This is a genomic window from Flavobacterium agrisoli (genome assembly GCF_016522065.1).
Taxonomy (GTDB): Bacteria; Bacteroidota; Bacteroidia; order Flavobacteriales; family Flavobacteriaceae; genus Flavobacterium; species Flavobacterium agrisoli.
In genome coordinates, this window is sequence record NZ_JAEHFV010000003.1 from 457,058 (window position 1) to 478,846 (window position 21,789).

A 21,789-nucleotide genomic window follows, 5' to 3' on the forward strand; every position below is an offset into this window, starting at 1 on the left:
TAAAAAAATGTTTACAGAATTAAAAGACCAAATTTTAAAATTAGAAATAGAAACTATTTCAGAAGAACGAAAAGCATTGTTGCAACCTCTTGCGGATTATATTCAACAAAAACATACCGCTAAGCAACCAATCCGAATTAGTTTTATTTGCACACACAATTCTCGCAGAAGCCATTTGTCTCAAATTTGGGCACAAACAATGGCACATTATTTTAAAGTTGAGAATGTTTTTTGTTACTCGGGCGGAACCGAAGCAACGGCTCTTTTTCCGATGGTGGCTAAAACCTTGCAAGAAACTGGTTTTCAAATTGAAGTACTAGCCGAAACGCAAAATCCAATTTACAGTATCAAATTGGCGCAAAATGAACCAGCCATAATAGGATTTTCAAAAAAAATTGATGCTGACTTTAATCCAAAATCCGACTTTGCCGCTGTGATGACGTGTTCACAAGCCGATCAAGGTTGTCCGTTTATAGCGGGTGCCGAAAAAAGAATTCCGCTCACTTTTGATGACCCAAAAGCGTTTGATAACACACCACAACAAGCCGAAAAATACCAAGAAAGAAGCCTGCAAATTGCAACCGAAATGTTTTATGTTTTCTCTCAAATTAAATAAGTATGGCAAAATCTAAATTAAGTTTTCTAGACCGGAATTTGACCTTATGGATTTTTTTAGCCATGTTAATAGGGGTAGCGTTGGGCTATTTTGTTCCCACCATGCCCGATTTTATCAATTCTTTTAATCATGGAACCACTAATATCCCTATTGCTATTGGACTTATCGTGATGATGTATCCGCCTTTGGCAAAAGTAAATTACAGCTTGTTGCCTACCGTCTTTAAGAATACTCGAATTTTAGGAATTTCATTATTCTTAAATTGGATAGTAGGTCCTTTTTTAATGTTTTTCTTGGCATTGATTTTTTTGCAAGATTATCCCGATTACCGAATGGGACTTATTTTAATAGGCTTAGCGCGATGTATTGCGATGGTTTTGGTGTGGAACGATCTTGCCGAAGGGAGTAAAGAATACGGCGCGGGTTTAGTGGCATTAAACAGTATTTTTCAAGTCTTTTTGTATAGTTTTTATGCTTGGATTTTCATTACGGTTTTACCTCCTTTTTTCGGATTTGATGGAGCGGTAGTCGATATTCCTATTGTAACTATTGCCGAGAGTGTGGCTATTTATTTAGGAATTCCTTTTTTACTCGGAATTTTAAGTCGAGTAATTTTAGTAAAAATGAAAGGAGAAAAATGGTATAACGAAAAATTTATTCCGGCTATTTCGCCCTTAACGCTTTTGTCTTTGTTATTTACCATCGTCGTGATGTTTTCGTTAAAAGGAAGTATCATTGTGCAAATTCCGCAAGATGTAGTACTTATTGCAATTCCTTTACTAATTTATTTTATAGTAATGTTTTGCATCGGATTTTTTGTTACCAAAGCGATGGGGGCTACGTATGATAAAACGGCTTCGGTGGCTTTTACAGCCGCAGGAAATAACTTTGAATTGGCTATTGCTGTTGCCATAGCCGTATTCGGATTAAATTCGGGTCAAGCGTTCACCGGTGTAGTAGGACCATTGGTAGAAGTACCGGCCTTAATCATCTTGGTGCGAGTTTCATTAGGATTACGAAAAAAATATTTCAGTAAAGCGAAAGACTAATTTTCGTTTATTTTCAAATACCAAATTAAAATCCTGAAGAAAGTATTTATTTTTTCAGGATTCCTTTTTCAACACTTTCATTCAGTAACGCTTCGGCATATTCCCAAATTGTGGTGGAACCTTTTGCTATGATTTTTTTCTTGTCGTATACTTTTTGATACGGTACATCAAACTCCTTCCAAGTTCCGCCCTCATTCGAGAAATTTTGCAGCAACGGTTCCAAACGATCCATCGATCTTGCAAATTGGGCTTCTGGCGTAATTCCAGCTTCAAATTCTTCCCAAACAGTTATAAAATCGGTTGCTTGTTCTTCGGGCAATAAACCAAAAATTCGTTTGGCAGCTTGCAATTCTTCTTCGGTATTGCTATGGTTTTTTTGGGTGTCATACAAAAAAACATCACCCGCATCAATTTCTACAATATCATGAATCAAAACCATTTTAACCACTTTTAATACATCAATAGCTTGGTTAGCATGTTGGGCTAAAACCAAAGCCATTACGGCCAAATGCCAACTGTGTTCGGCATCGTTTTCGCAACGATCGCTGTTTAATAATTTGGTTTTTCGCTGAATGAATTTGAGTTTGTCAATTTCTTTGATGAAAGCAATTTGCTGTAATAAAATATTGTTTTCCATAAGAGGTTGGTGTTAATGTAAAAGCTGCTAATTGTAAACGGAATTTCGAAAACGAAACAATAAAATTTTAACCAATTCGAGTACCGTTGGCAACACTTGTTCCGGGTTCAAGCAGGGTCACGACATTATTTTCTTCGACTCCTCCCAAAACCAAACATTCGCTCATAAAATTGGCAATTTGTTTGGGCGGAAAATTCACAACGGCTACGACTTGCTTGCCAATTAAACGTTCTGGTTGGTATTTTTTCGTAATTTGTGCCGATGTTTTTCGAGTACCTAAAGGGCCAAAATCGATTACTAACTGGTATGCTGGATTTCGAGCTTCTTTAAAAATGTTTGCCGAAATAATGGTGCCCACTCGCATATCTACTTTCATAAATTCAGACCAAGTCAAAGTTTCAGTAGTATTACTCATTTGCTTTGTAATTTTGAAGTTGTAGGCATGCCATAAATGGTGTGTACTTTTTTGAGAAAAGTAAAAGTACAAAAACTTTTAAAGTTGGTATTGGCTAGTTAGAGGGAATATTTCGGAATAGAGTAAAGCAACCAACTGTTCGAAAATATTTTAATTTTTTGAGAAATGCATAAAAGCAGTTTCAAATTGCCAAGTAGATTAAAAAAAGGTAATAAAAGTTTTGATAGTATTTATGAAAAAAAGTCATTTTAGAATGGCTTTCCAAAATGACTTTTCAATACTATGCGGAATGAAAGCGATTAAATACTAATTACAATGCGGCCTTCGATTTGACCTTTAATCATTTTATCAAAAATGGCATTGATATTTTCAATTTTATCCATGCTATAATGTGACTTTACTTTACCATCAGCAGCAAACTGAAGGGCTTCTTCCAGATCCAAACGCGTTCCTACAATCGAACCTCTAATGGTTTTTCGTGATAAAACGGTATCAAAAATAGGCAACGGAAAATCACCTGGAGGCAATCCTACTAAACTCATGGTTCCTTTTCGGGCTAACATACTCAAACCTTGAGAAAAAGAGGAAGTACCCACCGCTGTGATCAAAACACCTTCTGCACCACCTAACGAGCTTAATTTTTCAGCAGGATCTTCATTTTTAGCATTAATTGTAATAGAGGCGCCAAGCGACTTAGCCAATTCTAATTTTTTATCATCAATATCTACTGCAATGACAATCATACCCATAGCAATGGCGTATTGAACGGCCAAATGACCTAATCCACCAATTCCAGATATAACGACATGTTGACCCGGTTTTACTTCGGTTTCTTTAAGTCCTTTGTAAACAGTAACCCCTGCACACAAAATAGGAGCTACTTCTTCAAAACCTAAGTTATCCGGAATTTTACCCACATATTCGGGATCTGCCAAAACATATTCGGCAAAACCGCCATTAACACTATAACCAGTATTTTCTTGTTTGGCACAAAGGGTTTCCCAACCGCTTTTGCAATATTTACAATGGCCGCAAGCGGTATACAACCACGGAACTCCAACACGATCGCCTACTTTTACCGAAGTAACACCTTCGCCCACCTCGTCTACATAGCCAACACCCTCGTGCCCTGGAATAAAAGGTAAAGTGGGTTTTACAGGCCAATCGCCGTGGGCAGCATGTAAATCGGTATGGCAAACGCCACAGGCTACAATTTTGACTATAATTTTTCCACTTTCAATTTTGGGTTTTTCCACTTCACGAATTTCTAACGGGGCTCCAAATTGGGTAACTACTGCTGCTTTCATTTTAAGTAATTTGTTGATTAATATTGCTTTTGTGAAAAATAAATAGGTTTAAATTTACAAAATTTATGCAGCGTATTACATACGATTGGAATTAAATTTTCTTTATCAAACAGGAAAAAAGGATTAGATAAGCATTTTTAATTTTTAGTAGATTAAATTGTGCTTATGGAGAAGTAAATGAATAAAATTTTTTTACTTTTTTAAAAATTTCTTACGTTAAAGAGTACCTTAATCACTATAATTTCAAAACGATTTACCATTATTGTATTATATTTGTAAATATTTGAAAATAAATGACAGTATTTATAATTGATGACGATCAGGACGACAGAGAGCTATTTCAAGAAGGATTAGAGTCTTTAGATATGGGATTGCATTTTATGGAAGCCAAAGACGGAGCTGATGCCTTAGCAAAACTGAACGACCCGAAATTACAACGCCCCGACCTTATTTTTTTGGATTTGAACATGCCTGTAATGACGGGTGAGGAATTTTTAGCCGAGGTCAAAAACCATAGTTCGTTTAAAGATATTCCGGTAATCATTTATTCTACAGCACCTCAAGTCGAAAAATCGCCTGTACTTAAAATGGCAGAAAAAATCATGACCAAAAAGAGTTCTTTTAATCAATTACGTTCTGATTTGGAACTGACTATAAAAACCTATTTAGTATAATTCTTGTACTTACGATTTAAATGGGCAAAATTATCGTAAAAACAGCACCACCATTTTGCCCGGGTTTTGCAGAAATATCGCCTTGGTGATTGTACACAATTTTTCGACACAAGGCCAACCCAATTCCGGTACCTTCATATTCGGTTTTGCCATGCAAACGTTGGAAAATTTTGAAGATGCGTTCGGCTTGATGCTCATCAAAACCAATTCCGTTATCGGCAAATGTAATGCAGTGATAGTGTTGATTTTCAAGCAATCCTTTTTCTTTAATTTCATTTTTAGATAAAATCCTGCTGCTAATGTCTATTCGAGGATGTGTGTTTGTCTGCGTGTATTTTAAAGAATTGGACAATAAATTACTAAACAATTGCAACATTTGAGTGGGAATTGCTGGTAGAGTAGGCAATCCTTTATAAGTGATTATAGCACCTTTTTTTTCAATCTGCAATTCGAAATCAATTTCAATTTCTTGGAGAAGTTGCTGTAAATCGACCATTTCCATCGAATCCAAATGATGGGATACTTCCGAAAAAGCCAAAACATCGCGAATAAGAGCGCTCATTCGTTCAGCCGAAATACTAATTTTGTCCAGATACATTTTGGCTTTACCATCGATAGTTTCGCCGATTTTAATTTCCAACATATTGGCATAGGTACTAATTTTCCGTACAGGTTCTTGTAAATCGTGCGAAGCAATATGAGCAAATTGTTCCAAGGCGGAGTTAGAGCGTTGCAAATTGTTGTTGGCCTCGGCTAATTCTTTGGTTCTTTGAGTAACGGCAGCTTCAATTTTCTTTCTAATTTCGACCTGATGTGTAACTTCAAAAGCCATTACGATAACTTTAGAAACCATTTGGCTAGCGTTAAGAATCGGAATGTATTCAAAAGTCAAGAAAATAGTTTCTTCAATTCCGTCGCGAATAAGCATCATTTTATGTTCCTCAGTGGTGTAGCGATTTCCGGTTTCAAAAACACGATTCATTTCCGACTCGAATAAATGTGCTACTTCCTCTAAAGTTTCCCAATAGGGCATCTCGTCATATTGTGCTCTTGTTTTGCCCGAAATATGTAAAAAGCGTTCATTTACTTCAACAACTTTAATAGGAGATCCTGTCACCACACAAATTCCGATAGGAGAAGCATTAATTAAATCACGTAGTTCTTTTTCACTGGCTTCTAATTTCTGGTTAGCAAGCACGTTTTCAGTAACGTTATAGGCCATATCCATGATGCCGTAAACCGCTCCATTTTCATCAAACAAAGGTTTGTAAGTGTAATTGTAATACGAAACTTGTAATTCACCATCAATTTCTAAAGTGGCGGGTGCTGCCGACTCGCTATAGGCTTCACCAGTAGCGAAAACCTGATCTAGAAGTCCTAAAAAGGGTTGTCCTATCAACTCAGGCACGGCATCTTTAAATGGTTTTCCTATTACAGAGGCATCTTTGCCCCATTCTTTTAGCATCATATCATTGGCAATAACCACCTTCATTTCGGGTCCCATAAAAAGACAGGTGGCTACTGGAGCTTCTTCTATAAGCGAACGAAAACGGTGTTCACTCTCTCGAAGTGAAATTTCTATTTGTTTACTTTTGGTAATATCAGTGGCATGCACGATAATACCTAAAATTTCTCCTTTTGTATTAAAATGTGGCGTGTATACAATGCTCAACCATCGTTGGGGACCAATTCGAGAAGGCGCAGTCATTTCATATTGCACGTTTTGCCCTGCATAGGCTTTTCTAAGTTGAGGCATTACTTTTTTATAAGCATCAGGACCAATAAATTCTAAAACCGTTTTACCAATGGCTGTTTCCGAATCGACTTTATACCATTCCATAAAAGTACTGTTGTAGGATTGGTAGCGCTGTTGGTTATCCAGATAAAAAATCATGGCGGGTACTGTATCACGCAAAAGTTCCAAATGCGCTTCACTTTCTTCAAGTGCTTTCCGGGCTAAAACTTGTTCGGTAACATCCATAGCCGTTGTCATCACTCCATTGATGTTACCGTTGGAATCTCGTACCGCTTCGTAAATAAAATTGAAATATCGAAAATTAGCAGTACCAGTTGGATTTAGATTCACACCAAATTCATCGCTTGTAAAAGTATTTCCACTTCGTATTACTTCTTCAATAATAGGAGCAACTGTTTCTTTTATTTCGGGTAGCGAATCAAATAAAGGTTTACCCAAAAATTCATTTTTACTTTTCCCAACAATAGGAAAATAGGCTTCATTTGCAATTTCGGCGATCAAATTTTCACCTCGAAAAACCGCTATCGGAAAAGAAGAATTCAGAATTAATTTGGTAAACTTAATTTCTATTTCTTCGAGTTGCTGGTTTCTGTTTGCTATTTCTGTTGCTAAGTGTTTGCTATCCTCAATATCCATAGCAGTACCCACCCAAAAGGATATTGTGCCTGCAGCATCTTTAACGGGTTCAAAATAATTGCTAAACCAGCGGTAAGTGCCATCTAACTGAAGGTAACGGTTTTCGATTTCAAAAATTTTTCCTTTATGAATTTGTTTCAGAAACTGCGTGTTAGAGTTTCGTAAATCTGTAGGATGTGTAATTTCTTTGGGTGGCCATTCTTTCCCTTCTACCAATTTTGCACCTGTATATTGGTTCCATTTTTTATTATAAAAAAGAACCTTTCCATCAGGCAATGCAATAAAAACCATATTCGGTAGATATTGTAATAAATCAAGGTGAGGATGAGAAACTATCATGTGAGTAAGGCCGTTTTTTAGGTCAATATTGGAGTGAGGCTTGCTACTAAAAGATGCAATCTGTTGGGTTTTGTAATGAAATCAGAAGCACCTAAATCGAATGCTTTTTGCATGGTTTGTTGGTCTGATGAAGTTGAAAAAATAATAATCGGAACATTTTCCATTCCCGAAATTGATTTTAGCTGCATTAAGATTTCATAACCGCTACTTCCCGGTAAATTCCAATCCAAAAAAACGACATCTACTTCAGTTTGATTTTCCTGTAGTTGCCTCAAAGCTTCATCCGAATTATGGCAAATAATACACTTCAACTCACTAGAAATTTCCTCCACTGCCAAGACAAAAATTTCTTGATCATCCAAGTCATCGTCAATAAGCAAAACCTTTTGGTACTTCATTCTATAAAAATATACAAAAAAGGGATGATTGTATGGAAAAGGGAAGAGTATTTTTAAATAAATTGTTGTTGTATTAAGAGGTTGATTATGGTTTTATGAGCTATACTAAATGCTATTACAAATTTATTTTTTAAAATAGATTTAAATAAAAAAACCAACATTTGTTTTATTTTTGAACGAAAGTTGAAAAGCGTTTTATGGAGGAAGAGAAATTTATATATTGTTTAGAAGCAGTTTCCGATGTTGATGAAAATATACAGACCGCTGTTCAAACGAGTTTAGAAGAATTGGCCATGCAATTCGGAATTGCCAGTATTCACAAAACCTGTGATACTATTGAAGGTTTTGAAGAAAGTTTAGGCGCCTTAGTGTATGATGACCACCATTTTAAGGACTACGAAATTATTTATTTGGTAATGCCGGGACAGCACAATTCCATTTGTTTACACGATTATTTTTATAGTTTGGAAGAAATTGCCGAATTGTTTGAAGGCAAATTAAAAGGGAAAATCATCCATTTTGCCAATTTGAAAATTTTAGATTTAACTTCTGAAGAAGCGCAGTTTTTTTTAGATGTTACGGGAGCTAAAGCAATTTCGGGTTACGGTTTGGCCTTGCCTGCAAAAGTGAAAAGTACGGCTTTAGATAAAGTTTTTTTTAGTTTGTATCAAGAAGAAGAAGATGTTATAGAAGTTGTGGAATTGATGCATCAAAAATGGTACACGGCTTGTAAAGCATTGGATTTTAGATTGTATTATACCGCTTAACAAAAATATTTTAACATTTGTTAAAGAAATATATAACGAATCCTTACCAACTTCAATCGTATGACTGACGTATCTTTGTAGAGTAATAAACTGGTTATTTATTATTTTGGTTTGGTTAGGTTATAAAAAGCCGGAGATTTTTAAATCCCCGGCTTTTTTTTATGCTATCGAATTCAAAAAGGCTTTTAATTCCTCGTATGTAGCAATTTTGGTACTTTCTTTTTCTTTCCCTAAAACGCTTTCTATTTGTGTCGGAATTGGTAACGTAATATCTAAAGCAGGTTCTACCACATCTAAAAATTTAATCGGATGAGCCGTTTCTAAAAACACACCTACCCCTCCATCAAATCGTTGTAACTCTTTTTTCAAACCTAAATAACCCACAGCGCCATGAGGTTCGGCTATGTAGCCATCCGTTTTGTAAATGGTTTTCATTGCTTCTAAAGTGTCTGCATCAGTATAGCTATAGGAAGAAAAATCTTTTTCAAATGCTTTTAAATCGTTGTTGTACAATTCCTGAATTCGGATAAAATTACTCGGATTTCCAACATCCATCGCATTTGAAATAGTGGCAATAGAAGGTTTTGGCTCGTATTGTCCTTTTTCTAAAAATCGTGGAACCGTATCGTTTACGTTTGTCGAAGCCACAAAATGAGCGATAGGCAATCCTAATTTTTTTGCCATAATACCTGCGCAAATATTCCCGAAATTACCACTCGGACATGAAATTACCAGCGGTTTGTTTTCTTTTTTCAAAGCTTTATAGGCAAAGAAAATATAAAACATTTGGGGCAACCAACGTGCAATATTAATCGAATTGGCAGAAGTAAGGTTTTTGTGAGTTAACGAAGGATCCAAAAAAGCCTTTTTTACCATATCCTGACAATCATCAAAAACACCATCCACTTCTAGGGCTTTTACATTTTGTCCCAAAGTCGTCAACTGTTTTTCCTGAATGTCACTTACTTTTCCCGAAGGATATAAAATAACCACATCAACGCCTTTTACGCCTAAAAATCCACTGGCAACCGCACCACCAGTATCGCCCGAGGTAGCAACCAATACCGTGTTTTTGGCATCTTTATTGTCTTTGTTGAAATAACCCAAACAACGCGACATAAAACGGGCACCGACATCTTTAAATGCCATGGTTGGTCCGTGAAATAATTCTAATGAATAAATGTCTTTTTCGACTTTTACCACCGGAAAATCAAAACAAAGTGTTTCGTTAATGATGTTTTTTAATTCAGTTTCCGGAATTTCATCACCTACAAATTGTTGAATAGCGGCAAAAGCAATTTCTTCGTCACTCAAATTTTCGATATTTTCAAAAAATTCGGGTGCAAGCGGATGGATTGATTCTGGAAAATACAACCCGCGATCACTGGCCAACCCCTGTATTACAGCCTCTTTAAAAGAAGCCTTAGGAGCATTATGGTTTAAACTATAATATTTCATTTTTCTTTTTTAACATTAACAACTTTAGATTTTTCACCTTATAAAACGCGCATTCCTTCATCATTCACTTTACAAACGTGAATTTCGTAAGGTAAATGAATTTCATCATACACAGCACACATGGCTTTGGCGATATTTTGGGCATTTTCTTTGCCTTTACTCAAAGCAAAAATGGAAGGACCAGAACCCGAAATACCCGAACCTAAAGCACCACTTTCATAAGCTGCTTTTTTGATCAAATCAAATCCCGGAATCAAAACACTGCGTAACGGTTCTACAATTTCGTCGTGTAAGGAACGTCCAATTAAATCATAATCTTCGGTATACAACCCAGCAATTAATCCGCCCACATTTCCCCATTGCGTGATGGCACTTTTAAGCGAAACATTTTGTTTTAAAACCGAACGGGCATCCGAAGTTTTCAATTCAATTTGAGGATGAATAACGGTGGCGTATAGCAAATCGGGACTTTTAATTTTAATAATATCCAAAGGATTTGAACTGCGAACCAATGTAAAACCGCCTAAAAGGGCAGGGGCTACGTTATCGGCATGGGCATTTCCTGAGGCAAGTTTTTCGCCTTGCATGGCAAATTGCACCAATTCTTTGCGCGTAAATGGGTTTCTTAATAATTCATTAGCGCCAAAAACAGCACCCGCCGAACTTGCCGCCGAACTTCCAATTCCACTTCCGGCTTTAATATGTTTGTAAATTTCAATTTCAAATCCAAAATCGGGCTTTGTAGCCTCTAACATAGCCAAAAGTGCTACACCCGCCACGTTTTTTTCAGTTTCTAAAGGCAAAGTAGCGCCTTCAATTTTGGTAATTTTAATTCCTTTTTCTTCCGTTTTTCGGATAATCATTTCGTCACCAACATTATCCAAGCACAATCCCAAGACGTCAAATCCGCAAGAAAGATTGGCAATGGTCGCCGGACAAAATACTTTTATTTCATTCATTTGTAATGAGTCTTAATGTCGAAAGTCTTAAAGTCGAAAATCAAAAGATTGGAATTCTTTTGACCTTGGACTTTGGACTTTCTGACCAATTATATATTTCCAATTCGAATTACATCGGCAAAAATTCCCGAAGCAGTTACTGCTGCTCCAGCTCCTGCACCTTTAATCAATAAAGGTTGGTCAACATAGCGATCAGTATAAAACAAAACGATGTTGTCTTTTCCTTCTAAATTGTAAAAAGGATGGTCTTTCGGAATGAGTTGTAAACCAACGCTTGCTTTTCCATTTTCAAATTGAGCCACAAATTTCAAACGACTGTCTTTTTCTAGCGCTTCTTTTAAAAGTCCTTCAAAATGACTGTTGTGCGTGATTAAGGATTTGAAAAAGTCTTCGTTATTGGTAGTTTCCATGCAGGCTGCTGGCAAGAACGAATTGTTTTCGATATCTTCAATATCCATTTCGTAACCACTTTCACGAATTAAAATCAATATTTTGCGAGCCACATCGACACCACTTAAATCAATTTTAGGATCGGGTTCGGTAAAACCTTGTACGCCCGCTTCTTTAACCACATCGTGAAACGAATTTTGTTCGTCAAAATTATTGAAAATAAAATTCAAACTTCCCGATAAAACGGCTTGTATTTTATGTACTTTATCCCCCGAGGCAATTAGGTTTTTAACAGTATCGATAATTGGTAATCCTGCACCCACATTAGTTTCAAATAAAAAAGGCGCATTGTATTGGCGTGATAAACTTTTGAGTTTTTTATAATTGCTGTATGCAGAGGAACAAGCAATTTTGTTACAGGTTACCACCGCAATACTTTGTTTTAAAAAGTCGGCATACACGTCTGAAACGGTAGCATTAGCGGTAATATCTACAAAAATGCTGTTGCGTAAATTCAACTCTTTGGCTTTATTGATGAAGTTTTGAATATGTGCTGTTTCTCCATTTTGCAAGCTTTCTTTCCAGTCTTTTAATGAAATTCCCTCTTCGTCAAAATGCATTTTTCTGGAATTTGAAAGTGCAATTACGCGAACATTAATTTTTAAATTGTCTTTTAAAAATTTGCGTTGGGTATGAATTTGCTCAATGAATTTTTCACCCACATTTCCAACTCCCATTACAAAAAGGTTTAACTGTACGGTATTTTCTTCAAAAAAGTTTTCGTGAAGTGTATTCAAGGCTTTTTTAACATCACGTTCATTAATCACAGCCGAAATATTTCGCTCGGAAGCACCTTGCGCAATGGCTCTAATATTAACGTTGTTTTTACCTAAGGTGCTGAACATTCTACCGCTCAAACCTTGATGGTTTTTCATATTTTCACCAACCAAAGCAATAATGCATAAGTTACTTTCAACAATGCATGGATCAATTTTGTTTTGTAAAATTTCAACTTCAAAAACCTTATTAATGGCAGTTGCAGCTTTTTCGGCATCCGAATTTAAAATTCCAATACAAATTGAATGCTCCGATGAAGCTTGGGTAATAAAAATAACATTGATGTGTTCGGAGGACAATACTTCAAACAAGCGTTTTGATGAGCCGGTAACGCCAATCATACCCGAGCCTTCTAAAGTTAACAAAGCAATATTGTCGATGTAACTTATTCCTTTTACCGGATTCGTTTGCGCCATTTCTTTGTTGGAAATGTATGTTCCTTCCGCTTCAGGCTCAAAGGTATTTTTTATAATTATCGGAATGTTTTTGCGTAAAACAGGCTGTATTGTGGGCGGATACAAAACTTTTGCTCCAAAATGCGATAATTCCATTGCTTCTTGATACGAGATATTCGAAATAGGTTGTGCTTGCTTTACAATTTTTGGATTAGCTGTGAACATACCGTTTACATCTGTCCAAATTTCCAATTCAGAAGCATCCAAAGCACTAGCTAAAATGGCTGCGGTATAATCAGAACCTCCGCGGCCTAAAGTTGTCGCAATTCCTTCGGTAGAAGAAGCAATAAATCCAGGAAGCACCACCACTGATGCATTTTGGTGACTAAAATAACTTTGAATTAATTGGTTGCTAAGGTCAAAGTTAACGGCCGCTTTTCCAAATTGATTGTTGGTTTTGATCAATTCACGACTGTCTTTGTACATGCTATTCGGATTGGATTGTTTTAAGGCTTCGGCAATCACAAAAGAGGAAAGTAATTCGCCAAAACTCAAAATAGTATCTGCAGTTCTGTCCGAAAGTTCACCTAACAAATAACAGCCATCCAACAAGGTTTCTAAATGATTTACAATGCGTTTAACGTGACTCAACAAACTGCTTTGCGCGCTAACCGGAATAAATTCTTTTAAAATATCTAAATGTTTTTTTTCTATTTCTGCAACGATTTCTTTAAAACTATCATCATTTGCTGCTGCTTTTGATGCCGCCATTTGTAACAAGTCGGTTACTTTACTCAAAGCAGAAACCACCACCACTAAAGGTTCTTTTTGTGATTTTTGATTAATAATATCCAGAACTAGTTTTATATTTTGTGCATTGGCTACCGAAGTTCCACCAAATTTTAATACTCTCATTGTAATATAATTTTATAAATGCAATAGTTTATACGTACCCAAGAACTTTCTTCTTTTTGAAAAAAGGACAATAAATAATAAAGATGATATGTGAAAAAGTATACCCCTAAGGGGTAGTAGTAGTTGTAGTGGTCATAATAGCAGCGGCAATCCCATTTGGAACTGACAAAGTAATCGAATATGTAATGCTATTATTTTTCATTTTGAAGTTCCAAAAATACAGTTTTTTAGAATTTACCGAAAGTAATACTTGTTTTTTTGTGAATATTTTATTTATAAGTACTTAAGAAAAAATATTTTTGAGTATTTTGTTTCTAATTGATGCTTTGAGTGTCATATTCGTATAATTAGTAGCTGAATTTTCATCCGAATTTACAGATTAAATCTATCTTCTAACTAGAGTTTTATGCTAGAGAACGGCTGTAAATACAATACTTCGGATATAAAACCAGAGTGGCTTTTATTTTTTTTGAAGGCATTTTTATAATAAGCGAGATTGTATTTATAATATCATAAATAGTAAATCTGCAATATTAAGAAGTAAAAGTGGTAATAACATAAATTCAAATACTGTTATATTTATTTGTTTTTCACCTACCTTTTGTTGAATTTTGGCGTCGAAACGCTAAAAAAATGGATGCAATACATTATATAACTACCGAAGTCCTTCACTTTCATACGATTTATGAAATCATAAACAGGCAAATGAAATTGGAATTATCGGAAGAGGCCAAAGTAAATATTCAAAAATGCCGTGACTATTTAGATAAAAAAATGGCCTCCGATCCTACACCTATTTATGGTATCAACACGGGTTTCGGGTCACTTTGTAATGTTAAAATTTCAAATGAAAATTTATCCCAACTGCAAGAAAATTTAGTTAAATCGCATGCTTGCGGTACAGGAGAAGAAGTTCCTGTGGAGATTATCAAACTCATGTTGTTACTGAAAATTCAGTCACTTTGTTATGGACATTCGGGTGTTCAATTGCAAACGGTAGAGCGTTTGGTTGCGCTTTTTAATCACGAATTATACCCGGTTATTTATACGCAAGGATCGCTAGGTGCTTCGGGCGATTTGGCTCCTTTAGCACATTTGGCTTTGCCTTTGATTGGTGAAGGCGAACTGTGGCAAGATGGAAAAAAAGTAGCCGCAACCCAAGTTTTACTAGAAAAAAATTGGGAACCCCTAGTTTTACAATCCAAAGAAGGCTTAGCGTTATTAAACGGAACCCAATTTATGAGCGCTTATGGGGTACACCTTATTATTAAAGCCCAAAAATTAGCTTATTGGTCGGATTTTATAGGGGCTATTTCATTAGAAGCTTTCGATGGGCGTATCGAACCTTTTGACGAATTGATTCATTTTGTGCGGCCACATAAAGGGCAATTGCTCACAGCAAAACGAATAAAAGAATTTTTGGAAGGAAGTGAGATTATGGCACAGGAAAAAAAACACGTGCAAGATCCATATTCGTTCCGTTGTATACCACAGGTTCATGGCGCCTCTAAAGATGCTATCGAATATGCGCAAAAAGTGATTAAAACTGAAATTAATTCGGTTACCGATAACCCCAATATTTTTGTTGAGAGTGATCAAATTATTTCTGGAGGTAATTTTCACGGTCAACCTTTGGCTTTAGCGCTGGATTTTTTAGGAATTGCTTTGGCCGAATTGGGTAGTATTTCCGAAAGAAGAACGTTTCAATTAATTTCTGGTCAACGAAATTTGCCTGCTTTTTTAGTAGATAATCCAGGATTGAATTCCGGTTTTATGATTCCACAATATACGGCTGCAAGTATTGCAAGTCAAAACAAACAATTGGCTACACCAGCGAGTGTAGATAGTATTGTGTCGAGTAACGGTCAAGAAGACCATGTAAGTATGGGAGCCAATGGAGCTACAAAGACCTTGCGTATTGCAGATAATGTAGAACGTATTTTGGCAATTGAATTGATGAACGCTTCTCAAGCAATTTATTATAGAAGTCCTTTAAAATCAAGTGATTTTATTGAGAGTTTTATCAAAATGTACCGTTGTGAAGTGCCTTTGGTTACGAACGATCGGGTGTTGCATCACGATATAGAAAAAACCATTTTATTCCTGAAAACGGTTGAAATAGATTCAGATTTATTAACCCTGACTTAACATTGACTTAACATTGAAATTTATTTTTGAAGTAATTTTGTAGACTTAAATTGTATAAAATGTCGATAAACAGTATTTTCCAATTTTTTGTTCCTAAGGATAAAAAATTCTTTCCTCTTTTCGAAGAAGCATCAAGTAATTTAATCGAATTGGCTTCAAATCTTCACGAAGCAGTAAACTTACCATTAAAAGAGAGAGAACTTCTTTTTAAAAAAATTGATGAATTTGAACAAAAAGGGGAGGACATTACACGTCAAACCAATTTAGAATTAAGCCGAAATTTTATCACGCCTTTCGATAGAGAAGACATTCACTCTTTAGTAACTTCTATTGATAACGTTGCCGATAGGTTGCATGGTGCCTCAAGTATTATGCGTTTGTATCAAGTAGATAAAATCACCAAATCGATCCGAAAATTAACCGAAATCAATTTGGAAGCTTGCCAAAACATACAAACAGCAGTAAAAGAATTAAGAGATTTTAAAAATGCCGATAAAATTAAAGCGGCTTGTGTGCGAATCAGCAAATTAGAAAACAAATCGGATAACGTTTATAATAAGGCCGTTTTCGAGATTTTTGAAAATGAGACGGATGCCAAAAACATCATTAAATATAAAGAAGTATTATCAGTTTTAGAATCGGCCACCGACAAATGTAAAAGTGTAGCCAGCGTTTTAGAGTCTATTGCGGTAAAACATTCTTAAAACTTAATTCATTCTCTTGAAGTATTTCTTATGACATTACTTATCATAATTATAGTATTAGCGCTAATTTTTGATTACATCAACGGTTTTCACGATGCGGCTAATGCTATAGCAACCGTAGTCGCTACCAAAGTATTAACGCCCTTTCAGGCGGTGGTTTGGGCTGCATTTTTTAATTTCTTGGCCTATTGGGTTTTTGGATTTGGGGTAGCCGATACGGTAGCCAAAACAGCACACACCATCGACATTAATTTAGCTGTTATTTTAGCGGGAGTCATTGCCGCAATTTGTTGGAATTTAATGACTTGGTGGCTCGGTATTCCGTCTAGTTCCTCGCATACTTTAATCGGTGGATTTGCGGGCGCAGCCGTGGCACACGCCATATTTATGCACGGATTTAACGATTATACCGTTATTGATGGAGGCGAAACCATTACGCGCCATTGGTACAATATCGTAAATTGGTACGATCCAGGTAAACCAGGCGGTATGCCATCGGGTGTATTTATTATTATTATTTTCATCTTTTTAGCTCCATTTTTAGGTGCTTTAGCTTCTTATTTAATTTCCATTTGGTTATTGCATTCGGCTCGAAAAAGCATTTACCCCAAAATCTTCACCATCTTGTTAATGATTAGCACCGTTTGGTTTATCAGTCACATGATTATCAACGATGTAGGTGAATCTCGTTTTGAATCTCATTTTTGGAATGTTGCTACAAATGCACATAATATCAAATGGTTTCTAGTAGGATTTATTGTTTTGGCTGTGAGTCTTTTTTGCTTGATTTTTAGTAGTTTGAGCCACCACCAATCTGAAAAAATGCTAAAAAGAATGCAGTTATTATCTTCCGCAGCTTTTAGTTTAGGTCATGGTGGCAACGATTCGCAAAAAGTAATGGGTATTATTGCCGCTGCCGTTATTGTCTATATTAATAGCGAAGGTGTTCATTTAACCGATATGCCAACTTGGTTACAAGTGGCTTTGCCTGATGGCGATACACCGGGAATTATGCCCGAGTGGATTCCGTTAGCGTGTTATTCTGCTATTGCGGCTGGAACTTTGAGTGGGGGTTGGAAAATTGTAAAAACAATGGGTTCCAAGATTACTAAAGTAACTTCATTTGAAGGAGTGGCTGCAGAAACAGCTGGAGCTTTGACCTTGTATTTCACCGAACATTTAAAAATTCCAGTAAGTACCACCCATACCATTACGGGTTCTATTATTGGTGTGGGATTAACCAAACGTGTATCGGCTGTACGTTGGGGAGTAACCGTTAGTTTGGTTTGGGCTTGGATTTTAACCATTCCGATTTCAGCATTGTTAGCGGCCTTTTTCTATTTTATATTGCGTATTTTTATCTAATACAAACAAATATAAGTTTTTAAAAGCCATTCATTAAATTGAGTGGCTTTTGCTTTTTTATTGATCTTAATTTTTTCACTAAATGTGGTATCTTTTTTTTAGTATTATATGTAGCGTAGCAGTAGGAATTGCCTTTAAAATAAGTCGTCGGTATGAAGTGAGTAGTTTTCAAATAGTACTGGTAAATTATGTGGTGGCCTTGCTACTTTCGATAGGTGTTTTTAAACCAGATTTTGAGTTGATTTCTTCCGAGGCTCCTTTCGGAATTTATATCGCTTTGGGTATTTTGCTACCATTGGTTTTCATTTTTTTATTTTATGCGATTAAAAATATTGGTATTGTGAAAACCGATGCTGCCCAGCGATTATCATTGTGTATTCCGATTTTGGCTGCTTGGTTATGGTTTGATGAAAAATTTACTTTTTATCGCCTATTCGGAATTGCACTTGGTTTTTTGGCTTTGTTTTGTATTCTTTTAAAACCACAACTTTCGGGCACCACTAAAATAAAATATCCTTTGTTGGTTTTTATAGGTTATGGTATTATTGATATTTTATTCAAAAAAGTGGCTTTGTTTACTCAAGTTAAATATAGTACTTCTTTAGCCATTGTTTTTGCTATTGCTTTGTTGATGATGGTAGCGGTAGTCACAATTCGAATCGTAAGAAATAAGGAAAAAATTAACGTAATGAATGTCTTATTTGGTATTTTAGTCGGCTTCCTAAATTTCGGAAATATTTGGTTTTATCTCCATGCACATAGTTATTTTGCGAGTAGTCCATCTACCGTTTTTGCCGGAATGAATATGGGAGTGATTACCATAGGAAGTTTAGTGGGAGTGGTCTTTTTTAAAGAAAAACTTTCTAAATGGAACTATCTTGGATTGCTTTTGGCATTGATATCGGTTTTTGTGATTGTTTGGTCTTCTTTTTTCTAAAAGGCAATGAATTACAGTTTTGACTAGTCTTTCATTTTAATCCAATAAACTGTGTAAGAATTTTTTGTATCTTGCTCAGATTAAAAAATAATACTTTTGCTATGAAAAAATGCTTGTTGGTTATACTTCTTTTTGGGAGTTTCGTTTCATTTACTCATGCACAAAAGATTCCGGCAGACAGTACCACTGCTAAACCCCAAAAGAATAAAAAATTTGAACTAAGTGTCATGCCTTTTTTGAGCTATAACCGAAATTTAGAGTTTATGTTTGGTGCTATTCCGATGTTGATGTATAAAACCAATCAGCAGGATACGATTTCTCCAAAATCATTATCGGGTATTTCGGGCGTGTACACCACTAATAAATCGTATTTTTTTAGTTTTTTTAACCGTTGGTACTTTAAAGAAGATACTTGGCGTCTTAAATTATTTGCTTTAACAGGTGATTATAACAATCAATTTTATTTAACGGATAATGAAGTTCCTGGATTTTATGATTACGGAACAAAAGCTACCGTTGTTAGTGTAGGAGCACAGCGAAAAATTAGACCGCATTTGTTTGGTGGATTAACCTATACCTATGCCCATTATGATACCAATTACGAAGATGAAGTGCAACCAGAAGATGTAACCCAAACCAATGCTTTGGAGTTAAATATGTTATGGGATTCAAGAAATGCTGTTTATTACCCAACAAGTGGAATCAAATCGCAACTACGGTACATTAGCTACCCAACTTGGATAGGAAATGACGCTTCGGCAAATAAAATTTTAGCCGAATACAACCAATATTTCCCGATGAAAAACGGAAGAGATATTATTGCGGCTCGTTTTGCTGGAAAATTTGGTTTAGGAGATATTGCTTTTCAACAACAATCTACAATTGGAGGGAAAGACATTCGAGGATACTCGGAAGGAAAATTTAGAGGAGATGGCGTAATTGACTTGCAAGGGGAATACCGTTACAATTTTAATGATAAAATGGGGTTAGTAGGTTTTGCAGGAATAGCTACTTTATACGGTTCGGATACGGAAGATTTTAACTGGAAAGCGTATCCAGGTGCTGGTGTAGGTTACCGTTACAGAGCTTTCAAAACGGTAAAATTCAACATCGGTTTGGATGCTGCCGTAGGAAAAGAGGATTGGGGCATTTATTTCAGAATTGGAGAAGCCTTTTAAACTTTTAAAATTGATAATAAAAAAGCGAATTTGTAATCAATGCGAATTCGCTTTTTTGTTTTTATATACTTTATTTTTTCTTGCAGCAAGAATCTAAATTTTCATACGCCAATGGATTTGCTTTAAAATCATCGGCATCATAACCTAATTGTGTTATTCCGGTTTTTATTAGTTCTAAATTGGTTTTTTTAGGATTATAATAAACGGTTATCGTCATTGATTTTTCGTCAAGTTCATACATTTGAACGCCATTTATTTTTAACATTTTCGATTTGAAATTTTGCCCGCAAGTTTCGCAAGCTTTACAGTGATCACAATAAATAGTAGTGTGAATAACGGCTTTTCCTGGTTTATTTTGGCTAAATGAAAAAGCAATAGAAAAAAGTGTAAAAAGCAAAGAAATATATAGTTTCATAGAGTAAATAATAAGTTGAATGGGGTAAAATTAGAAAAATTAAAGAGTTTTAAGGTACGGTTTTCAAAAGTTTTTTATTAAAAGTAGCGAGGTCGTTTTATTAAATCATCCATCAAGTATGTAATTATCTATTAATTCAATGATGACTAAGATGAATTCAAACTAAAAATGATGAAGTTAAGTTTAGTAAATCTAATTTGGAATGATCAGCTATAATTTAAAAGAAAACCGAGAATGTAGTACTAAAAAGTAAACAGTTCTCGGTTGTAGTCTTCAAAGTAGTAACCACCAAATAAAAAAGAGGTGGTTTAAATAAATTTTATTTGAAATACGAAAAAGTATCTTCGTTTTCTATTTTGAGTAAAGTCTCGTAAATCAATTTGATGACATTTTCTACATCATCGCGGTGTACCATTTCGACTGTAGTGTGCATATAACGCAAAGGCAGAGAAATCAAAGCCGAAGCAACACCACCATTACTATAAGCAAAAGCATCGGTATCGGTTCCGGTTACACGAGAGGAAGCCAAACGTTGAAACGGAATTTCGTTTTGTTCCGCTGTGTCGATGATGAGTTCTCTTAAGTTGTTTTGTACCGCTGGAGCATACGTAATCACAGGACCAGCACCAATTTTGGTTTCGCCTTCAATTTTTCGGTCTATCATTGGGGTAGTCGAGTCATGGCAAACATCGGTTACAATCGCTACATTGGGTTTAATGGTTTTGGTAATCATTTCAGCTCCACGTAAACCAACTTCTTCTTGAACCGAATTGGTAATATACAAGCCAAAAGGTAAATTTTTGTTGTTTTCTTTTAATAAACGAGCGACTTCTGCAATCATAAAACCGCCTACGCGATTGTCAATAGCGCGACATACAAATTTGTTTTCATTCAAGATCATAAAATCATCAGGGTAGGTAATCACGCAACCTACGTGCACGCCCAGTTTTTCAACTTCTTCTTTGGTCGAACACCCAATATCAATAAACAAATTGTCAATTTTAGCCGTTTCTTCTTTTCCTCTCATGCGAGTGTGAATGGCTGGCCAACCAAAAACACCTTTTACAATACCTTTTTTGGTGTGAATGTTGACGCGTTTGGAAGGTGCAATTTGATGGTCTGATCCGCCATTTCGAATAACATAGATTAACCCTTCTTCGTTGATGTAATTGACATACCAAGAAATTTCGTCTGCGTGACCTTCAATTACTACTTTATAAGGAGCGTCTGGGTTGATAACGCCCACTGCACTTCCGTAGGTATCGGTAATAAAAGTATCTACATAGGGTTTTAAGTAGTTCATCCAAAGTTTTTGCCCGCTACTCTCGTAACCTGTAGGCGAAGCGTTATTGAGGTAGCTTTCTAAAAAAGCCATTGATTTTTCATTTAAAATTGACTCTGTACTCATACAATTTTTTGTTTACTAAATTATAAATATGGATCATATTCGTTTAATATGTCCGATTTTACTGGGTTTACTGTTATAATTAACTT

General features: G+C 35.7%; 19 protein-coding genes. 9 read left to right on the forward strand and 10 right to left on the reverse strand.

Annotated elements, in window-relative coordinates; translation table 11 throughout:
- Positions 1–7 precede the first annotated feature (7 nt).
- Both I5M07_RS10195 and arsB read left to right on the forward strand, forming a co-directional pair.
- Positions 8–616 (forward strand): arsenate-mycothiol transferase ArsC, encoded by a 609-nt coding sequence (locus tag I5M07_RS10195; protein ID WP_200106333.1) that lies wholly within the window; start codon positions 8–10, stop codon positions 614–616.
- 2 nt (positions 617–618) lie between these two features.
- Complete coding sequence (gene arsB / locus I5M07_RS10200) at positions 619–1,665, forward strand: ACR3 family arsenite efflux transporter (protein WP_200106334.1); 1,047 nt, start codon at positions 619–621, stop codon at positions 1,663–1,665.
- A 46-nt stretch (positions 1,666–1,711) separates the two neighbouring features.
- On the opposite strand, the gene I5M07_RS10205 is transcribed toward arsB, so the two are convergent.
- The 3 genes from I5M07_RS10205 to adhP form a co-directional block, all read right to left on the reverse strand.
- Positions 1,712–2,302, reverse strand: a complete 591-nt coding sequence (locus tag I5M07_RS10205; protein ID WP_200106335.1) for an HD domain-containing protein — start codon at positions 2,300–2,302, stop codon at positions 1,712–1,714.
- Positions 2,303–2,369: 67 nt separating this feature from the next.
- A complete protein-coding gene (locus I5M07_RS10210) occupies positions 2,370–2,717 on the reverse strand; it encodes a tRNA-binding protein (protein ID WP_200106336.1) in 348 nt (115 codons plus the stop codon).
- A 299-nt stretch (positions 2,718–3,016) separates the two neighbouring features.
- Complete coding sequence (gene adhP, locus I5M07_RS10215) at positions 3,017–4,024, reverse strand: alcohol dehydrogenase AdhP (RefSeq protein ID WP_200106337.1); 1,008 nt, start codon at positions 4,022–4,024, stop codon at positions 3,017–3,019.
- Positions 4,025–4,317: 293 nt separating this feature from the next.
- Between adhP and I5M07_RS10220 the strand changes: the two genes are divergently transcribed.
- Positions 4,318–4,698 (forward strand): response regulator, encoded by a 381-nt coding sequence (locus tag I5M07_RS10220; RefSeq protein ID WP_200106338.1) that lies wholly within the window; start codon positions 4,318–4,320, stop codon positions 4,696–4,698.
- A 16-nt stretch (positions 4,699–4,714) separates the two neighbouring features.
- On the opposite strand, the gene I5M07_RS10225 is transcribed toward I5M07_RS10220, so the two are convergent.
- Both I5M07_RS10225 and I5M07_RS10230 read right to left on the reverse strand, forming a co-directional pair.
- Positions 4,715–7,429 (reverse strand): PAS domain-containing protein, encoded by a 2,715-nt coding sequence (locus tag I5M07_RS10225; RefSeq protein WP_200106339.1) that lies wholly within the window; start codon positions 7,427–7,429, stop codon positions 4,715–4,717.
- A gap of 17 nt (positions 7,430–7,446) precedes the next feature.
- Entirely contained in the window at positions 7,447–7,827 is a 381-nt protein-coding gene (locus tag I5M07_RS10230) for a response regulator (RefSeq protein WP_200106340.1), read from the reverse strand.
- Positions 7,828–8,024: 197 nt separating this feature from the next.
- Between I5M07_RS10230 and I5M07_RS10235 the strand changes: the two genes are divergently transcribed.
- Positions 8,025–8,594 (forward strand): DUF6642 family protein, encoded by a 570-nt coding sequence (locus I5M07_RS10235; protein WP_200106341.1) that lies wholly within the window; start codon positions 8,025–8,027, stop codon positions 8,592–8,594.
- Positions 8,595–8,753: 159 nt separating this feature from the next.
- On the opposite strand, the gene thrC is transcribed toward I5M07_RS10235, so the two are convergent.
- The 3 genes from thrC to thrA all read right to left on the reverse strand — a co-directional run bounded on the left by thrC (position 8,754) and on the right by thrA (position 13,548).
- On the reverse strand, positions 8,754–10,052 hold the full coding sequence (gene thrC / locus I5M07_RS10240) for a threonine synthase (protein WP_200106342.1): 1,299 nt from the start codon (positions 10,050–10,052) through the stop codon (positions 8,754–8,756).
- Between the two features lie 38 nt (positions 10,053–10,090).
- Positions 10,091–11,011: a homoserine kinase gene (locus I5M07_RS10245; RefSeq protein WP_200106343.1), complete on the reverse strand. Its 921-nt coding sequence runs from the start codon at positions 11,009–11,011 to the stop codon at positions 10,091–10,093.
- 89 nt (positions 11,012–11,100) lie between these two features.
- Positions 11,101–13,548: a bifunctional aspartate kinase/homoserine dehydrogenase I gene (gene thrA / locus I5M07_RS10250; RefSeq protein ID WP_200106344.1), complete on the reverse strand. Its 2,448-nt coding sequence runs from the start codon at positions 13,546–13,548 to the stop codon at positions 11,101–11,103.
- A gap of 633 nt (positions 13,549–14,181) precedes the next feature.
- Here thrA and hutH point away from each other — a divergent pair.
- The 5 genes from hutH to I5M07_RS10275 all read left to right on the forward strand — a co-directional run bounded on the left by hutH (position 14,182) and on the right by I5M07_RS10275 (position 19,880).
- Entirely contained in the window at positions 14,182–15,696 is a 1,515-nt protein-coding gene (gene hutH / locus I5M07_RS10255) for a histidine ammonia-lyase (RefSeq protein ID WP_200106345.1), read from the forward strand.
- A 59-nt stretch (positions 15,697–15,755) separates the two neighbouring features.
- Complete coding sequence (locus I5M07_RS10260) at positions 15,756–16,400, forward strand: DUF47 domain-containing protein (protein WP_200106346.1); 645 nt, start codon at positions 15,756–15,758, stop codon at positions 16,398–16,400.
- 30 nt (positions 16,401–16,430) lie between these two features.
- Entirely contained in the window at positions 16,431–17,765 is a 1,335-nt protein-coding gene (locus I5M07_RS10265; protein ID WP_200106347.1) for an inorganic phosphate transporter, read from the forward strand.
- Positions 17,766–17,847: 82 nt separating this feature from the next.
- On the forward strand, positions 17,848–18,702 hold the full coding sequence (locus I5M07_RS10270; protein WP_200106348.1) for a DMT family transporter: 855 nt from the start codon (positions 17,848–17,850) through the stop codon (positions 18,700–18,702).
- A gap of 101 nt (positions 18,703–18,803) precedes the next feature.
- Positions 18,804–19,880 carry a BamA/TamA family outer membrane protein gene (locus tag I5M07_RS10275; protein WP_200106349.1) on the forward strand — a complete coding sequence of 359 codons (1,077 nt, stop codon included), beginning with the start codon at positions 18,804–18,806 and terminating at the stop codon, positions 19,878–19,880.
- A gap of 70 nt (positions 19,881–19,950) precedes the next feature.
- Here the strand turns inward: I5M07_RS10275 and I5M07_RS10280 are convergent, their stop codons facing one another.
- On the reverse strand, positions 19,951–20,295 hold the full coding sequence (locus I5M07_RS10280; RefSeq protein WP_200106350.1) for a heavy-metal-associated domain-containing protein: 345 nt from the start codon (positions 20,293–20,295) through the stop codon (positions 19,951–19,953).
- Between the two features lie 319 nt (positions 20,296–20,614).
- Positions 20,615–21,703, reverse strand: coding sequence for a M42 family metallopeptidase (locus tag I5M07_RS10285; protein ID WP_200106351.1), 1,089 nt, complete (start codon positions 21,701–21,703; stop codon positions 20,615–20,617).
- Positions 21,704–21,789 lie beyond the last annotated feature (86 nt).

What these genes read in the sequence shown, in the direction of transcription:
- I5M07_RS10280 (WP_200106350.1), bottom strand. Translation starts at nt 20,295, where the DNA reads ATGAAACTATATATTTCTTTGCTTTTTACACTTTTTTCTATTGCTTTT.
- I5M07_RS10285 (WP_200106351.1), bottom strand. Translation starts at nt 21,703, where the DNA reads ATGAGTACAGAGTCAATTTTAAATGAAAAATCAATGGCTTTTTTAGAA.
- I5M07_RS10275 (WP_200106349.1), top strand. Translation starts at nt 18,804, where the DNA reads ATGAAAAAATGCTTGTTGGTTATACTTCTTTTTGGGAGTTTCGTTTCA.
- arsB (WP_200106334.1), top strand. Translation starts at nt 619, where the DNA reads ATGGCAAAATCTAAATTAAGTTTTCTAGACCGGAATTTGACCTTATGG.
- I5M07_RS10245 (WP_200106343.1), bottom strand. Translation starts at nt 11,011, where the DNA reads ATGAATGAAATAAAAGTATTTTGTCCGGCGACCATTGCCAATCTTTCT.
- I5M07_RS10235 (WP_200106341.1), top strand. Translation starts at nt 8,025, where the DNA reads ATGGAGGAAGAGAAATTTATATATTGTTTAGAAGCAGTTTCCGATGTT.
- I5M07_RS10265 (WP_200106347.1), top strand. Translation starts at nt 16,431, where the DNA reads ATGACATTACTTATCATAATTATAGTATTAGCGCTAATTTTTGATTAC.
- I5M07_RS10230 (WP_200106340.1), bottom strand. Translation starts at nt 7,827, where the DNA reads ATGAAGTACCAAAAGGTTTTGCTTATTGACGATGACTTGGATGATCAA.
- thrA (WP_200106344.1), bottom strand. Translation starts at nt 13,548, where the DNA reads ATGAGAGTATTAAAATTTGGTGGAACTTCGGTAGCCAATGCACAAAAT.
- thrC (WP_200106342.1), bottom strand. Translation starts at nt 10,052, where the DNA reads ATGAAATATTATAGTTTAAACCATAATGCTCCTAAGGCTTCTTTTAAA.
- I5M07_RS10210 (WP_200106336.1), bottom strand. Translation starts at nt 2,717, where the DNA reads ATGAGTAATACTACTGAAACTTTGACTTGGTCTGAATTTATGAAAGTA.
- adhP (WP_200106337.1), bottom strand. Translation starts at nt 4,024, where the DNA reads ATGAAAGCAGCAGTAGTTACCCAATTTGGAGCCCCGTTAGAAATTCGT.
- I5M07_RS10220 (WP_200106338.1), top strand. Translation starts at nt 4,318, where the DNA reads ATGACAGTATTTATAATTGATGACGATCAGGACGACAGAGAGCTATTT.
- I5M07_RS10225 (WP_200106339.1), bottom strand. Translation starts at nt 7,429, where the DNA reads ATGATAGTTTCTCATCCTCACCTTGATTTATTACAATATCTACCGAAT.
- I5M07_RS10205 (WP_200106335.1), bottom strand. Translation starts at nt 2,302, where the DNA reads ATGGAAAACAATATTTTATTACAGCAAATTGCTTTCATCAAAGAAATT.
- I5M07_RS10270 (WP_200106348.1), top strand. Translation starts at nt 17,848, where the DNA reads ATGTGGTATCTTTTTTTTAGTATTATATGTAGCGTAGCAGTAGGAATT.
- hutH (WP_200106345.1), top strand. Translation starts at nt 14,182, where the DNA reads ATGGATGCAATACATTATATAACTACCGAAGTCCTTCACTTTCATACG.
- I5M07_RS10195 (WP_200106333.1), top strand. Translation starts at nt 8, where the DNA reads ATGTTTACAGAATTAAAAGACCAAATTTTAAAATTAGAAATAGAAACT.
- I5M07_RS10260 (WP_200106346.1), top strand. Translation starts at nt 15,756, where the DNA reads ATGTCGATAAACAGTATTTTCCAATTTTTTGTTCCTAAGGATAAAAAA.